This window comes from Bradyrhizobium sp. SZCCHNR1098 (genome assembly GCF_032489375.1).
Lineage (GTDB): Bacteria > Pseudomonadota > Alphaproteobacteria > Rhizobiales > Xanthobacteraceae > Bradyrhizobium.
Genome location: NZ_JAUEXY010000011.1, coordinates 227,613 through 242,082, shown reverse-complemented (window position 1 = coordinate 242,082; position 14,470 = coordinate 227,613). Strand labels below are relative to the sequence as shown.

The 14,470-nt window shown below is 64.4% G+C and carries 13 protein-coding genes; 9 read left to right on the top strand and 4 right to left on the bottom strand.

The window, feature by feature from the left end; all coding sequences use genetic code 11:
* Positions 1-70: 70 nt before the first annotated feature.
* On the bottom strand, positions 71-1,180 hold the full coding sequence (dinB, locus tag QX135_RS23535; RefSeq protein ID WP_315771327.1) for a DNA polymerase IV: 1,110 nt from the start codon (positions 1,178-1,180) through the stop codon (positions 71-73).
* Here dinB and QX135_RS23530 point away from each other — a divergent pair.
* Positions 1,113-1,424 (top strand): hypothetical protein, encoded by a 312-nt coding sequence (locus tag QX135_RS23530; RefSeq protein WP_316178768.1) that lies wholly within the window; start codon positions 1,113-1,115, stop codon positions 1,422-1,424. The genes dinB and QX135_RS23530 overlap by 68 nt on opposite strands.
* On the top strand, positions 1,417-2,322 hold the full coding sequence (locus QX135_RS23525; protein WP_316178455.1) for a ribonuclease Z: 906 nt from the start codon (positions 1,417-1,419) through the stop codon (positions 2,320-2,322). Before QX135_RS23530 ends, QX135_RS23525 begins: the two co-directional genes overlap by 8 nt.
* 21 nt (positions 2,323-2,343) lie before the next feature.
* Here QX135_RS23525 and QX135_RS23520 read toward each other — a convergent pair whose 3' ends face one another.
* Both QX135_RS23520 and QX135_RS23515 read right to left on the bottom strand, forming a co-directional pair.
* Entirely contained in the window at positions 2,344-4,389 is a 2,046-nt protein-coding gene (locus QX135_RS23520; RefSeq protein ID WP_316178457.1) for an acetoacetate--CoA ligase, read from the bottom strand.
* Between the two features lie 51 nt (positions 4,390-4,440).
* On the bottom strand, positions 4,441-5,133 hold the full coding sequence (locus QX135_RS23515) for a TetR/AcrR family transcriptional regulator (protein ID WP_315771333.1): 693 nt from the start codon (positions 5,131-5,133) through the stop codon (positions 4,441-4,443).
* 283 nt (positions 5,134-5,416) lie between these two features.
* On the opposite strand from QX135_RS23515, the gene QX135_RS23510 reads away from it, so the two are divergent.
* The 7 genes from QX135_RS23510 (at position 5,417) to QX135_RS23480 (ending at position 13,317) form a co-directional block, all read left to right on the top strand.
* Entirely contained in the window at positions 5,417-6,637 is a 1,221-nt protein-coding gene (locus tag QX135_RS23510; protein WP_316178459.1) for an ABC transporter substrate-binding protein, read from the top strand.
* Between the two features lie 136 nt (positions 6,638-6,773).
* A complete protein-coding gene (locus QX135_RS23505) occupies positions 6,774-8,045 on the top strand; it encodes a serine hydrolase domain-containing protein (RefSeq protein WP_316178461.1) in 1,272 nt (423 codons plus the stop codon).
* 244 nt (positions 8,046-8,289) lie between these two features.
* Positions 8,290-9,522, top strand: a complete 1,233-nt coding sequence (locus tag QX135_RS23500) for a branched-chain amino acid ABC transporter substrate-binding protein (RefSeq protein ID WP_315736673.1) — start codon at positions 8,290-8,292, stop codon at positions 9,520-9,522.
* A gap of 117 nt (positions 9,523-9,639) precedes the next feature.
* Entirely contained in the window at positions 9,640-10,587 is a 948-nt protein-coding gene (locus QX135_RS23495; RefSeq protein ID WP_315736674.1) for a branched-chain amino acid ABC transporter permease, read from the top strand.
* Positions 10,584-11,876 carry a branched-chain amino acid ABC transporter permease gene (locus QX135_RS23490; RefSeq protein WP_316234318.1) on the top strand — a complete coding sequence of 431 codons (1,293 nt, stop codon included), beginning with the start codon at positions 10,584-10,586 and terminating at the stop codon, positions 11,874-11,876. Before QX135_RS23495 ends, QX135_RS23490 begins: the two co-directional genes overlap by 4 nt.
* Positions 11,873-12,622: an ABC transporter ATP-binding protein gene (locus tag QX135_RS23485; protein ID WP_315796187.1), complete on the top strand. Its 750-nt coding sequence runs from the start codon at positions 11,873-11,875 to the stop codon at positions 12,620-12,622. Before QX135_RS23490 ends, QX135_RS23485 begins: the two co-directional genes overlap by 4 nt.
* The gene (locus tag QX135_RS23480; RefSeq protein WP_315796189.1) at positions 12,622-13,317 is read left to right on the top strand and encodes an ABC transporter ATP-binding protein; all 696 of its coding nucleotides are present in this window, start codon (positions 12,622-12,624) and stop codon (positions 13,315-13,317) included. Before QX135_RS23485 ends, QX135_RS23480 begins: the two co-directional genes overlap by 1 nt.
* Before the next feature lie 84 nt (positions 13,318-13,401).
* On the opposite strand, the gene QX135_RS23475 is transcribed toward QX135_RS23480, so the two are convergent.
* On the bottom strand, positions 13,402-14,316 hold the full coding sequence (locus tag QX135_RS23475) for a phosphatase PAP2 family protein (protein WP_316234317.1): 915 nt from the start codon (positions 14,314-14,316) through the stop codon (positions 13,402-13,404).
* Between the last annotated feature and the right edge of the window lie 154 nt (positions 14,317-14,470).

The following is a 14,470-nucleotide window of genomic DNA, read 5'->3' as shown; positions in this document are numbered from 1 at the left end:
CGACATGGATGACGTTGCGCGCGACGTGCGTCCGCCGTCCTCGACGCATGATCGGACCGTCCAGCCCGCCTCAGATCAGCAAGGGCAGCTGTGCGTCCGCCCCGGCGTCATTCTGCTGCTGCAAGGATGACAGCGAAACGCCGAGGAGCCGCACCGGCTTCGGCAACGGCATCTCGCTCTGCAGGAGCGCAACGGACAACCGGGCCAGATCCTCGCGACTCCCGACCGCGTGGGCGACGGACCTGCTGCGCGTCATGATGTCGAAGTCGGCGAACTTGACCTTCAGCGTGACCGTCCGGCCTCGGTTGCCGCTGGTTTCACAATGCTGCCAGACCTTGTCGATCAGGGGCTGCAGCTCCGCCAACATCGGCTCGAATTCCGTCAGGTCCGTCGAGAAGGTGTTTTCGGCGCCGACGGATTTTCGGATGCGATTGGCTCGGACCGGGCGATTGTCGATTCCGCGCGAGATCCAATAGTAGTGGTTGCCCGCTTTGCCGAAGTGCTGCTGGAGGAAGGGCAGGGTCTGATTGCGGATGTCGAGGCCGGTATGAATTCCGAGCGCGTTGAATTTCGCAGCGGTCGCCGGGCCGATGCCGTGAAACCTGCCGACCGGCAGCCCCTCCACGAAGACCGGACCCATCTCCGGCGAAATGACGTATTGCCCATTGGGCTTGCGATGGTCCGAGGCCAGCTTGGCGAGGAACTTGTTGTAGGAGATTCCCGCGGAGGCATTGAGTCCGGTTTCGGCCTTGATCTTGGCCCGGATCTGCAACGCGATGTCGCGCGCCAGCGGAATGCCTCGCAGGTTTTCGGTGACGTCCAGATAGGCCTCGTCCAGCGACAGAGGTTCGATGATCGGCGTGTGCTCGGCGAAGATGGCGCGGATCTGCTGGCTGATGGCCTTGTAGACCTCGAAGCGCGGCTTGACGAAGATCAGGTCCGGGCACTGGCGCTTTGCCGTCACCGACGGCATGGCCGAGCGCACGCCGAACGCCCGAGCCTCGTAGCTTGCGGCTGCCACGACGCCGCGCTCGCGCGATCCGCCGACGGCCACGGGTTTGCCGCGCAGCTCGGGATTGTCCCGCTGCTCGACCGACGCATAGAATGCATCCATGTCGATGTGGATGATCTTGCGAATGGCCGGCGGCGCGGCATCCTGTTCCGGACCGGAGCTTGGCATCGCCAAGCTCTATCAGAGCGTGGCGATGAAGTCTGCCCGGCCCGAGCGCTGCCTGCGACGTCCCTTTGACGGCGGCGTTGCGATGAGATCTGCCCGTCAGGCCATCAAACGGCGGCTGGGGAAAAGCACTCAGAAAAAAGGATGGCCTACGGTGATTGAAACGAAGCAGCGCAGCCGGGACCCGTTGTCAAAACGGGTCACGCCGCCGCGACCGAAATTCGCCTGGCCCGGCTGTGATGTTTGAGCTCACGTTCCTGGGGACCTCGGCGAGCGTTCCGTCCGCGGACCGCAATCATCCCGGCCTTCTCGTTCGAGCAGGCCGGGATCGCATTCTCGTCGATTGCGGCGAGGGGATCCAGCGTCAGCTGCTCCGCGGTGGGGCAGGCTTTCGGCGGCTCGATCGGATCCTGCTCACCCACGGCCATTTCGACCATGTCCTCGGCATTCCCGGACTGTTTTCCACCCTGCGGCTGCGCAGGAGCGCTGACATCATGCGCGTCCACGGCAGCCCCGGCACGCTCGATGTGGTGGTCCGAATGCTCGCGGGGCTGTGGGGCGAGGGCCGCGCGCCGATCCCGCTTGAGTTCGTACCGCTCAGGCGCGGGGAGGTTCTCGACGCCGGTGAGTTTACGATCAACTGCTTTCCCGTCCGGCACCGCGACACCGACAGCTTCGGCTTCGAATTTGTGAGTCGAGCGCGCCGCCATCTGCTGCCAGAGCGTCTGGCAGCGCTCGCCGTGTCCGATGGGCCCGTGCGGAAGGCCTTGGCGGAGGGCCGGCCGGTCACGCTGGAGGATGGCCGAACCATCGATCCTGAGGATGTTCTGGGGCCTCCGCAGGGACCAAAGAAGCTCGTCATCGTCGGCGATGCGGAAACGACCGAGGGTCTGCATGAGTACGTCCGCGACGCGGACATGCTCGTGATCGAGGCGACCTTCCTCCGGCGCGATTCTGCCATGGCTCGCGACTACGGCCACCTGACGGCCGCGGAGGCCGCCGGCCTCGCGGCGTCCAGCAACGTCAGGCAGCTCGTCCTGAACCACATCTCCGGCCGCTATCCCGACGAGGAGATCCTCGCCGAGGCGCGGGAGATCTTTCCTGACAGCCGAGTCGCGATCGATTTCGACCGGATGGTGGTCTAGCGGCTCGTTCGGGCACGTCTGCTACGTCGCACCCGAGCCGCTCTGCAAACGGCTCTGGGCGAACGCGATGTACCAGTCGAGGCAACCGGGATTGGCCATCGCATCGCGGTTGATGACCTTGTCGAGGGGCTGCCCGAGCAGGAGCTTCTTGATCGGGAGCTCCTGCTTCTTGCCGGACAGCGTGCGCGGGATCTCGGTAACCGCGAAGATGTCGTCAGGCACGAAGCGTCGCGACAGGCTGCTTTCCACCGCCATGTTGATCTTCCGCTTCATCGCTGCATCGAGCGCGACGCCGTCGCGCAGGACCACGAACAGCGGCATGTAGCTGTCTCGGCCGAGATATTCGAGATCGACGACCAGCGAATCGAGGATCTCCGGCAGCGCTTCGATGGCCGAGTACAATTCGCTCGTCCCCATGCGCAGCCCGTGGCGATTGATGGTCGCGTCGCTACGACCATAGATCACGCAGGAGCCGTCCGGATTGACCTTGAGCCAGTCGCCGTGCCGCCAGACCGGCCCGCCCTCGCGCGTCTCGAAGGCGTCGAAATAGCTTGCGAGATAGCGCACATTCCCCGCGTCGTTCCAGAACCGCAGCGGCATCGACGGCATCGGCGCGGTGCAGACGAGCTCTCCGACCTCGCCGATGACAGGCTTGCCCTGGTCGTTGAAGGCCTCGACCGCTGCGCCGAGGACGCGGCACTGCATCGTTCCGGGCACCTGCGGCAATTCGCGATTGCCGCCGATGAAGGCGCCGGCGAAGTCGGTGCCGCCCGAGATGTTGGCCCACCACATTTGCGCCTGCGCCCGGCAGCCATTGACCTGCGACAGCGCCGCGAACCGCTGATCGAACCAGGCCTGCGTGTCGGCGCTGAGCGGCGAGCCGGTGGACCCGAGGCAACGCAGATGGGACAGATCGCCCGCGTCGGCCAGGTTGATGTCCGCCTTGACGCAGCTCGCGAAGAACGCCGCGCCCGCGCCGAAGAAGGTGGATTTCGAATTCGCCACGAATCGCCACAGCGTGGTCCAGTCCGGACGATCCTTCGGTCCGGCGGGGCTGCCGTCGAAGATGCAGCACGTGGTCCCGTTCAGAAGCGCGCCCACCTGGTTGTTCCACATGATCCAGCCGGTCGAGCTGTACCAGTGATAGCGCTCGCCGAACGAATTTGGCTGATACGAGCAGCCGATGTCGTTGTGCAGCCCGAGCAGGGCGAGTGTGACGACGATGATGCCGCCGTGACCATGCACGATCGGCTTCGGCAGCCCGGTGGTGCCGCTCGAATAGACGATCCAGAGCGGATGATCGAACGGAAGCCACTCCGGTTCGAAGGCATCGATGCCAGGGCTTGTTCTTGCCAGAACGTCCGAGAGACGAACCCCGTCGCTCACCTGCGCGCCGGCATCGTCACTGTGCAGGATGACGTGACCGAGTGTCGGCAACGACCGGCGCAGCTCCTCGACGACACCGCGGCGATCGTGCCGGCGGCCGGCATAGGTGACCGCATCGCAGGCGATCAGCACCTTGGGTTCGATCTGCTTGAACCGGTCGATCACGGCGGGCGCGGCCATGTCGGGCGCGCAAACGCTCCAGATCGCGCCAATGCTCGCCGAAGCGAGAAACGCGATGATGGCTTCGGGTATATTGGGCAGATAGGCGGCGACCCTGTCGCCGGGCGCCACGCCTTGCTCGCGCAGATGCAGCGCCAGGGCGGCTGCCTTTCGCCGAAGCTCGGGCCAGGTCGTCTCCGTGAGCCTGCCGTCCTCGTGACTGCTGATGATCGCAGGCAGGCCCGCCGCATCGGCGGCGTCGACGTGACGAAAGACCTGCTGGGCGTAGTTGACCGAAGCGCCCGGAAACCAGACCGCTCCCGGCATCGTGCGCTTGCTGAGGACGGTCGAAAACGCGGACGGCGACTGCAGGTCATGATAGTCCCAGATGCTGCGCCAGAATCCGTCGAGGTCGCGGATGGACCATTGCCGCATCTGCTCGAAGTTCTCGAAGTGGAGGCCGCGATTGTCCCTCAGCCATTGCCGATAGAGAGCCATTTGCGGGACGTAGGGAGCTATCATCATTCGTTCCGGCTTGTTTGCATGGTACGGCCAGGAGACGCCAAGAGGCGCTCATTTCGACTTCTGCTTCCGCCGCTTGTAGAGCGCGTTGAAGCCCCCGGCCATGAAGGTCACGAACCGCTCGCGGACCGCGGCGAAATCGTCGGACTTGCACAGGCCGCCGGACAGGCGGTCGATCCGGCCGGTCCGTGACAGGATCAGCGAGTAGGCGCCGGAGGTGAACTGGAAGCTCCAGAACAGGTCCTCAGGCTTGGCGTCGGGCAACGCCTTCTGCAGCAGCCCGATGAGACGCAGCACCAGCGGATCGAGATAGGTGTCCATCATCTCCACGCCATAGCCCGGCGCGTTGGCGACCTGCGCGAAGATGCGGCCGAAGTGTCGCCAGTTGTCCTCTTCGTTGACGTAGACGTCGAACGCGCCGTCATAATAGGCACGCAGCGCGCCTTCAACGGTCGGACGATCTCCGACCTTGGCCTCGTAGGCATCCAGCCCGGCCGTGCGCACCGTGACCGCGTATTCCATGCGGCGTTCGAACACGGCATCGAACAACGCCCTCTTGCCCTCGAAGTAGTAATGGATCAGCGCAGGATGGATGCCCATCTTGTCCGCCACATCCTTGATCGTCACGCCGAAATAGCCGAGCTGCGCGAACAGCTCCTCGCTGGTGTCGAGGATCAGCTTCACCGTCGTCGCGCGCTGTTCCGCGCGCGTGCGGCGCCCTTCGGGTTTCGGCTCTGCTGGCATGCTCTCCGTGGTCCCTGATCGGCGCACACAGGAACGGCACCGTTGGTGTTTTGACGATGAGGGGGTGGGCGCGCCCGGTCAAGCAAGACTTCGGGCTTCCAACATTTTCATTTAGTGCTAAATGAATGAACTTGACCGGCGGCCGGCCGGACGGTAGGTCTCGGAGACCTGATGGAAGGCGGTCGACGATCGGGCGGCGGGCAGCGCGTCGCCAGTCTCGTCGTGCGCGGACATCATCAAAAACAATCGGCTGGCCATGGATCAGCCGCTCACGGGAGGACACATGACACGGATCAAGTCGACGGCGGCTGCCCTGCTGATGTTCGGCGTGGGCCTTTCAGCCCCGGCATCCGCTGAAAAGAAATACGACGTCGGCGCGACCGACACCGAGATCAAGATCGGCCAGACCAACCCGCTCAGCGGGCCGGCTTCCGCTTTCGGTGCCATCGGCAAGGCGGAGGCGGCCTATATCCGCATGATCAACGAGCAGGGCGGCGTCAATGGTCGCAAGATCAACCTCATTCAATACGATGACGCCTATAGCCCGCCGAAGACGGTCGAGCAGGTGCGCAAGCTGGTCGAAAGCGACGAGGTGCTGACCACGTTCCAGATCATCGGCACGCCGCCGAATGCCGCGGTCCAGAAATATCTGAACAGCAAGGGCGTTCCGCAGCTTCTGGCGGGAAGCGGAGCGTCCCGCTTCACCGATCCCAAGAACTTTCCGTGGACGATCTCCGCCAACCCGAACTACCAGTCGGAAGCGCACATCTACGCAAGATACATCCTGGAGAACTATCCGAACGCGAAGATCGGCATCCTCTATCAGAACGACGACCTCGGCAAAGACTACGTCAAGGGCCTGAAGGACGGGCTCGGCGCCAAGGCCGGCATGATCGTGAAGGAGCTGTCCTACGAGCTGTCCGACCCGACGGTCGATTCCCAGTTGGTGACGCTGAAGGCATCGGGCGCCGACCTCTTCTACAACATGTCGACACCGAAATTCGCGGCGCAATCGATCAGGAAGGCCGCCGAGCTCGGTTGGAAGCCCGTCCACATCCTGGAGGTCAACGCGACGGCGGTCGGTCAGGTGCTCGTGCCCGCGGGGCTCGAGAATGCCAGGGACATCATCTCGGTCGCCTACGGCAAGGATCCGCTCGATCCGCAATGGGCCGATGACGAGGGCATGAAACGCTACAAGGCGTTCATGGCGAAATACGCGCCCGGCGAGGACGCCAACAGCGGCTTTGCGACCTATGGCTACTCGACGGCCGCTCTGCTCGTCCACATTCTCAGGCAATGCGGCGACGAGCTGACGCGCGCCAACATCATGAAGCAGGCGACCAACATCAAGGGCTTCGTTCCCGATCTCGGGTTGCCGGGAATGTCGGTGACGACGACCCCCGATGACTACCGCATCAGCAAGCAATTCCAGATGATGAAATTCGATGGTCAGCGCTGGATCATATCGGGGCCGATCCTGACCGACGACTTCAAGGCGGACTGAAGCTTCTCACCGGGCCACGGCCTGATCGGGCGCTGCTTGTGCGCCCGGTCACCCCGCGGCCTCTGCTTTGCCGTCACGGTGCCGCGGCGAAGGCCGGTGGCCGAAAGCTGACCCCTGTCCATCGGAGCGCCCGCTCATGACCAGTGAAGCCGTCTGCCGCCGTCGCGGCTTCGATCCTGCGGCGCTTGCGGCGATCGGCCCGGAACTCGCCGCATTCGTCGATCGCGGCGAACTCGCCGGCATCGTGTCTCTCACCTCGCGCGGCGGCGAGATCGTTCATGCCGAGACGATCGGCTGGCGCGATGTCGAAACCAAGAGCCCGATGCGCTCGGATACGTTGTTCCGGATCGCGTCGATGACCAAGCCGATCACCTCGGCGGCGGCGATGATGCTGGTCGAGGAAGGCAGGATCGCCTTGGCGGACCCGATCTCCCGGTGGATTCCAGAGCTGGCCGATCTGCGGGTCCTGCGTGACGCCGCCGGCCCGCTCGACGATGCCGTGCCCGCCCGGCGCGCGATCACCGTCGAGGATCTGCTCACGCACCGTTCGGGCATCGCCTATGCGTTCTTCTCGGAAGGCCCGCTCAAGCTAACCTATGAGCGCGCGCTCGGTGATCCCGCGATGAACCGGTCCACGCCCGACGAATGGCTCGCTGCGCTTGGCACGCTGCCGCTGGCGTATCAGCCCGGCGACCGCTTCCACTACGGTCATTCGACCGACGTGCTCGGCTTCCTGATCGGCCGGGTCGAAGGCAAGCCGTTCCGGCAGGTGCTGCAGGAGCGCATCTTCACGCCGCTCGGCATGGTCGATACTGATTTCTGGCTGCCGCACGCCAAGCGAGATCGTCTGGCGAGCCTGTACGGATATGACGAGACGGCGGGGCGGCTCGCGAAGGTCGAGCCGGTCATGTATGACGAGCCGCCGGCCTACACGCCGGGCGGCGGCGGGTTGATCTCGTCCGCGCCCGACTATCATCGGTTCGCGCGCATGCTGCTGAGAGGAGGCGAGCTGGACGGCGTCAGGCTGTTGCGACCCGAAACCGTCAACCTGATGCGCACCAACCGGCTGATTGACGCGCAGCGCCAGATTCCCTTCGCCGGCATGCCGCTGTGGCAGACCTGCGGATTTGGGCTCGGACTTGCGATCGCCGAGGATTCCACCGGCAATCCCTATGCCTGTGGCGCACCGGGCTCGATGACCTGGCCGGGCATCTTCGGCACCTGGTGGCAGGCCGATCCCGTCAATGACCTGATCATGATCTATCTGATGCAGCATCAAGTGCCGGTCTCGGCGGGGACAGGGGCCACGATTGCCACCGGGCGCGGCGCTGCCGGCCGCCGTGCTCTTCCCGTCTATCAGCGTGGAACCTACGCCGCGTTGTCCCACATTGTGGAACAAGCGACATGACCGGGGCAGCGCTTGTCACCCCCGCGTGTCGGGCGGATTCGTCCAGGATGTGGACGCCAACATTCCGCCGAATGAAACGTCCGATCAGCGGCGAGCCGCCTGTCCTCACATTGCCGGAGCGGCAACATGCGTTCATGTCATGCCGAGCTTGTCATCCGGCCGTTATTCTGCTCAGTGCTTCTTCAAATTGCGCGATCATGCGCATCGATCGACTGAAGTCGACAGCCCGCGAGGAAACAAGACTATGCGCAAGTTAACTTTGGCCATTGCCCTGATCGTCCCGATGCTAGGTCACGCCGCGCAAGCCGAGGACACCGTCAAGATCGGCTATATCGATCCGCTGTCCGGCGGCGGCGCCAGTATCGGCGAGGGGGGCCTGAAGACGTTCCAGTATCTGGCCGACGAGCTCAACGCCAAGGGCGGCATTCTCGGCCATAAGGTCGAGATCGTGCCGTTCGACAATAAGACCAATCCGCAAGAGAGCCTGGTCCAGGCCCAGAAGGCGATCGACGCCGGCGTCCGCTACATCACGCAAGGCAACGGATCGTCCGTCGGGCTCGCGCTGGAGGATTTCGTCAACAAGCACAACACGCGCAACCCCGGCAAGGAAGTGCTGTACTTCAACTATGCCGCCGTCGATCCGAGCATGACCAACGAGAAATGCAGCTACTGGCATTTCCGCTGGGACGCCAGCTCGGACATCAAGATGGAGGCGCTCACCAACTACATGAAGGACATCCCTTCCATCAAGAAGGTGTATCTGATCAATCAGGACTATTCTTTCGGCCAGTCGGTCCGCAGCGACGCGCGCAAGATGCTCGCGGCGAAGCGGCCCGATATCCAGATCGTCGGAGACGAGCTGCATCCGCTGCTGAAGATCACGGACTTCTCGCCCTACATTGCCAAGATCAAGGCGTCCGGCGCCGACAGCGTCATCACCGGCAACTGGGGCCAGGACATCGCGCTGCTGCTCAAGGCCGCCGCCGATGCCGGCCTGAAGGTCAACTGGTACACCTACTATGCGGGCGGCGCCGGCGGCCCGACCGCCATCAAGCAGACGGGCCTGGATCATCAGGTCTTCCAACTGACCGAAGGCTTCGCCAATTCGGGCCATCAGGCCGCGATGGACTACGAGAAGGCGTTCCGCGCCAAGGTCAACATGTCGCTGTGGTATCCGCGGGCGGTCAACGAGATGCGCATGTTCAAGGCGGCGGCCGAGAAGGCCAACTCCATCGACCCGGTGAAGGTCGCGGCCGCGCTCGAGGACCTCAAGCTCGAGGTGCTGGATGGCGGCACCGGCTTCATGCGCAAGGATGATCACCAGTTCTTGCAGCCGATCTACGTCTCGTCCTTCGGCAAGCTCGCGGCGAACGAGACGTTCGACGAGGAGAACACCGGCTGGGGATGGCACCTGGTCTCCAGGGTCGATACGCCCCAGGCCATGGTGTCGACGACGTGCAAGATGGCGCGTCCGTAACGATCCGCGCCGGCTTCCCGCACGAGGTCAGCGTGCGGGAAGTGGCGCCGGCCGTGCGTCGGTCCGTCAGAGAATGAGCGGCAGGGCATTGAAGCCCGGGACATTCGCGAGTGCGCCGTGCTTGAACTCATCGTCATTTCGACCCTCAACGGCGTGCTGTTCGGCATGCTGCTGTTCCTGCTGTCGAGCGGGCTGACCGTCATCTTCAGCATGATGGGGGTGCTCAATTTTGCTCACGCCAGCTTCTACATGCTCGGCGCCTTCTTCGGCTTCCAGCTCACGAAGTGGGTCGGCTTCTGGCCGGCCCTGCTGCTCGCGCCGCTGCTGGTCGGGGCCATCGGCATGGCGGTCGAGCGCTATGGTCTGCGCAACACGCACAAGCATGGCCACGTCGCCGAGCTGCTGCTGACCTTCGGCCTCGCATTCGCCATCGAGGAGATCGTCTCGATGATCTGGGGCAGGACCCCGCTCGACTATCGCGTGCCGGCGTTGCTGGACTTTCCCGCGTTCACGATCTTCTCGACCAACTATCCGGCGTACAAGCTTTTCATGCTGGCGGTATCGGTGACGATCTTCGTGGTGCTCCTGATCGTGCTCAAGCGCACCCGGGTCGGCCTGATCGTGCAGGCCGCGTTGACCCATCCCCATATGGTGGGCCATCTCGGCCACAATGTCGGACGCGTGTTCATGGTGGTGTTCGGGGTCGGCAGCGCGCTGGCCGGCCTCGCCGGCGTCATCGCCGGTCCCGCCTTGGTCACGCAATCCGACATGGCCGCCGCACTCGGGCCGATCCTGTTCGTGGTGATCGTGTTCGGCGGCCTCGGCTCGCTGCCGGGCGCCTTCATCGCCTCGCTCGTGATCGGCCTGGTGCAGACCTTCGCCGTCGCGTTGAACGGCTCGCTGGCGAGCGCCTTCGGACCGCTCGATCCCTCCGCAGGGCCATCGGTGCTCACCGACATCTGGAACGTGACGATCGCGCAGGTCGCGCCGATCGTTCCCTACCTGCTGCTGGTGCTCGTCCTGATCGTGCGCCCCGTGGGCCTGATGGGGACTCGCGAATCATGACCGCAGCAGTCACCTCCGCGTCTCATCTCGCGGCAAAGCCCGCCGGCTCCCGTCTCCGCTTCTACGCCGTCTGGCTGATCGGCGTGGCCGTGCTGATCGTGCTGCCGCTGCTCTTCAATTCGGGCGGATCGCTGACCTCGTTCAGCCTGATCGGGATCGCGATCGTGTTCGCGCTCTCCTACAACGTCCTTCTCGGTCAGACCGGATTGCTGTCGTTCGGCCACGCGGTTCACTACGGCCTCGGCGGCTTCGCGGCCTGTCACATGATGAACGCGGTGGTGGCGCATGGCTGGCCGATTCCGCTGCCCTTCATCCCCCTGTTCGGCGGGCTGGGCGGCCTCGCCTTCGCGATCATCCTCGGCTGGGTCATGACCAAGCGCGCCGGCACGGTGTTTGCGATGATCTCGCTCGGCATCGGCGAGCTCGTGGCGTCGTCGTCGCTGATCCTGCGCTCGGTGTTCGGCGGCGAAGCCGGCATCACCACCGACCGCACCGCTCTGCCACGCATGTTCGGCTGGACCTTCGGCCCGCAGCTGCAGGTCTATTACCTGATCGCGTCCTGGCTGGTGCTGTCAGCAATCGCGATGTATGCGCTGACCCGGACGCCCCTGGGACGGATCAGCAATGCGGTGCGCGACAATCCCGAACGGGTCCAGTTCATCGGCTATGATCCGCACGTCGTCCGCTATCTCGCTTATTGTTTTGCCGGGTTCTTCGCCGGCATCGCGGGCGGACTCGCGGCGATCAGCTTCGAGATCGCGAATTCCGCCTATCTCGGTGCAATCCAGTCGGGCCTCGTGTTGTTCGCGACCTTCATCGGCGGGACGGCCTACTTCTTCGGCCCGATCCTCGGCGCGATCCTGGTGACCTATCTCCAGCTCGGGCTGACGAGCCTCACCAGCGTATGGCAGCTCTATTTCGGCATCATCTTCATCGGCATCGTCATGTTCTCACCCGGGGGCATTGCCGGTCTGCTGATGATGCACCGGCCGCTGGTCCGTGCCGGAACGCTCGGAATGGTGATCCCGTCCTATCTCGTGGCCATCGTGCCGACCGCGGCGCTCGCCTACGGCGTCATCCTGACCATCGAGACGGTCGCGCGCTATTCGGGTGGTGACGCCATCAACCTGTCCGGCATGGCGTTGAATCCGCAGTCGCCGGCGACATGGGGCGCCGCCGCGATTCTGGTGGTCGCCGGCTTCGTCGTCGGGCGGTGGACGTGGCAGCGGATCGCCGAAGCCTGGGACAGGGCCGCCACCGTGGCGCGTGACCGGGGGTATCTGGCATGACCGCAGCGATCGAAGTTCGTGCCGTCGAAAAGCGCTTCGGCAATGTCGGCGTGATCCGCGACCTCAATCTCAGCGTCACCAAGGGCGAGCGCCACGCCATCATCGGCCCGAACGGGGCCGGCAAGTCCACGACGTTCAACCTGATCAGCGGACACATCAGGCCGACCTCCGGCGAGGTGAGGCTGAACGGCGAGGTCATCTCGGGCCTGCGGCCGTTCGAGATCAATCGGCGCGGCCTGTCGCGCTCGTTCCAGGTCACCAACGTGTTCGCCCGCATGACCGTGTGGGAGAACGTCCGGTGCGCCGTGCTGTGGGCGACCGGGCATCGCTACGCGTTCTGGAAGAACGTCGACAGTCTCCCGGAAGTGCGGGAGCGGACCGCCCAGATTCTCGACGACATCCATCTCACGCATCGGCGTGACATTCCCGCGGGATTGTTGACCTATGCCGAGCAGCGCGAGCTGGAGATCGGGGTCACCATTGCGAGCGGTGCGACGGTCGTCATGCTCGACGAGCCGACGGCCGGAATGAGCCACGCGGAAACCGAGCGCGCCGTGTCGTTGATCCGCCGGCTCACCGAGGGACGGACGCTGGTGATCGTCGAGCACGACATGAGCGTCGTGTTCGGCCTCGCCGATCGCATCTCGGTGCTGGTCTACGGCCACATCATCGCGTCGGGCACGCCGGAGGAGATCCGTCGCGACCCGAAGGTGAAGGAAGCCTATCTCGGCGAGGAGGCCCACTGATGCTCGAAGTCAGGAACCTCCACGCTTACTACGGCAAGAGCCATATTCTGCAGGGCGTCGACCTCGACGTCGCCGCCGGCGAAGTCGTGAGCCTGCTCGGCCGCAACGGCGTCGGCCGCTCGACCACCGTGAAGGCGATCATGGGCGAGGTCAGCCCGCAGGGGACGATCCGCTTCAAGGACCGGGACATTGCAGGTCTGCCGAGCTACAAGATCGCGCGCCTTGGGCTCGGTTATGTGCCCGAACATCGCGATATCTTCCCGAGCCTCACCGTCCGGCAAAACCTCGTGCTCGGCATCAAGGACACGCGGCGGCCGGGGAAGTGGCGCCTTCAGGACATGCTCGACATGTTTCCCAATCTCGCGGCGCGCGCCGATACGCCGGCCGGCGTCTTGTCGGGCGGCGAGAAGCAGATGCTGACCACCTGCCGGACGCTGATGGGCGAGCCCGACCTCATCATGATCGACGAGCCGACCGAAGGTCTGGCGCCGCTGATCGTGCAGCAGGTCGGCGATCTGATCGCCCGGATCGCAGCGGCGGGCGTCGCGATCCTGCTGGTCGAGCAGAAGCTCTCGATCGCCATGCGGATCTCGAAGCGCGTCTACGTCATGGGCCATGGCCGTGTCGTGTTCGAAGGAACGCCGGATCAGCTCAAGGCCAACACCGCGGTCCGGCAGGAGTGGCTCGAAGTGTGAGGTGCGCGGACTGCGGGCACGCGTTCGCCGATGCAGCTCGGGCAGAAGTGCAACAGACATCCTGCCGTGCCCGAATCCATCAGTTCAGGTCTGAGGCAATGGATGTCGCAGCATGCGGTGCGGAAACGCGGCGTGGCGCTCGCGCAGCCTCAGGGCAACGAGGCGCGCGATGCAGATCGACGCCGTCGCGATCGCGATGCCGGCGATCATGTCGACGAGGAAATGTCCGCCGCCGATCGGGGTCGAGAGCAGCATCGCGCCGTGGATCAGGACATTGAATGGTCGCAACCAGCGCAACGACCACAGCGCCCAGCCGTCGAGAACCGCGGCCGCCGCGTGAAAGCTCGGAAAGGTCACGATCCCCGCGAGATGGCTGGTGTCCAACAGGCGCAGCGTCCCATCGCGAACCAGGGGCACCTCGCGCGCCGTGTCGAAATAGGCCTGCGGGATGAGGTTTGCGTAGGCGGACGGCGGCAGCTCCAACGCGTGGTACACGCCGAGTGCAGGAACAAACAAGGTGATGATGCATGTCAGCGCCAGCGTCAGGCTGATCGCGAGGTTGAACTCTGCAAACCGGCGATAGTGGCCCAACAAGGGAAGGGCCACGACGATGATGCAGATCGTCCAGGAAATGGATCGATAGCCGAACGCGAGGGTCAAGACGGCCCACGGACGGTCATTGACGAACGACAAGTACTCGCGAAAGTCGAAGCCAAGGGCGCGATCGAGGGCGAGCAGGTTGGCGTCCTGAAGCGGCAGATTGGCGGCCGTCGCAATGTAGGACAGTGACGCCAGCACGGTGGATGCCAGGGTGGTCTGGGCCATCCCGGTCAGGAATGAGAACATCCAGGGTTTGGCACGCTGGGCCGACCGTGCATTGGCGTAGCCGATGAGACCATAGGCGGCCGATGTCGACAGCACGACGACGTAGCCGATTGGTTCGATGCGAAAGTCCGTAAAGATCAGGCACAGTCCGAACAGCACCCAAAGTGCTGTCATGACAGCCCAGTTGAACCGGAACACGGCCCAGGCCGTCGCTGCATCCCCGCTGTCATGCGCCCGTTGCAAGACGCTCTTTGTCCAGGCGAGCCAGCGGCGGCTGAGATCAGGCAATAGACCACCGGCGGCGGTGTCCGACATTGTCGTCCGCTCT

Bases quoted from the DNA above. Each gene is read 5' to 3' on its own strand.
- QX135_RS23530 (WP_316178768.1), top strand. From the start codon at position 1,113: ATGTCGATGTGGATGATCTTGCGAATGGCCGGCGGCGCGGCATCCTGT.
- dinB (WP_315771327.1), bottom strand. From the start codon at position 1,180: ATGCCAAGCTCCGGTCCGGAACAGGATGCCGCGCCGCCGGCCATTCGC.
- QX135_RS23525 (WP_316178455.1), top strand. From the start codon at position 1,417: ATGTTTGAGCTCACGTTCCTGGGGACCTCGGCGAGCGTTCCGTCCGCG.
- QX135_RS23520 (WP_316178457.1), bottom strand. From the start codon at position 4,389: ATGATAGCTCCCTACGTCCCGCAAATGGCTCTCTATCGGCAATGGCTG.
- QX135_RS23515 (WP_315771333.1), bottom strand. From the start codon at position 5,133: ATGCCAGCAGAGCCGAAACCCGAAGGGCGCCGCACGCGCGCGGAACAG.
- QX135_RS23510 (WP_316178459.1), top strand. From the start codon at position 5,417: ATGACACGGATCAAGTCGACGGCGGCTGCCCTGCTGATGTTCGGCGTG.
- QX135_RS23505 (WP_316178461.1), top strand. From the start codon at position 6,774: ATGACCAGTGAAGCCGTCTGCCGCCGTCGCGGCTTCGATCCTGCGGCG.
- QX135_RS23500 (WP_315736673.1), top strand. From the start codon at position 8,290: ATGCGCAAGTTAACTTTGGCCATTGCCCTGATCGTCCCGATGCTAGGT.
- QX135_RS23490 (WP_316234318.1), top strand. From the start codon at position 10,584: ATGACCGCAGCAGTCACCTCCGCGTCTCATCTCGCGGCAAAGCCCGCC.
- QX135_RS23485 (WP_315796187.1), top strand. From the start codon at position 11,873: ATGACCGCAGCGATCGAAGTTCGTGCCGTCGAAAAGCGCTTCGGCAAT.
- QX135_RS23480 (WP_315796189.1), top strand. From the start codon at position 12,622: ATGCTCGAAGTCAGGAACCTCCACGCTTACTACGGCAAGAGCCATATT.
- QX135_RS23475 (WP_316234317.1), bottom strand. From the start codon at position 14,316: ATGACAGCACTTTGGGTGCTGTTCGGACTGTGCCTGATCTTTACGGAC.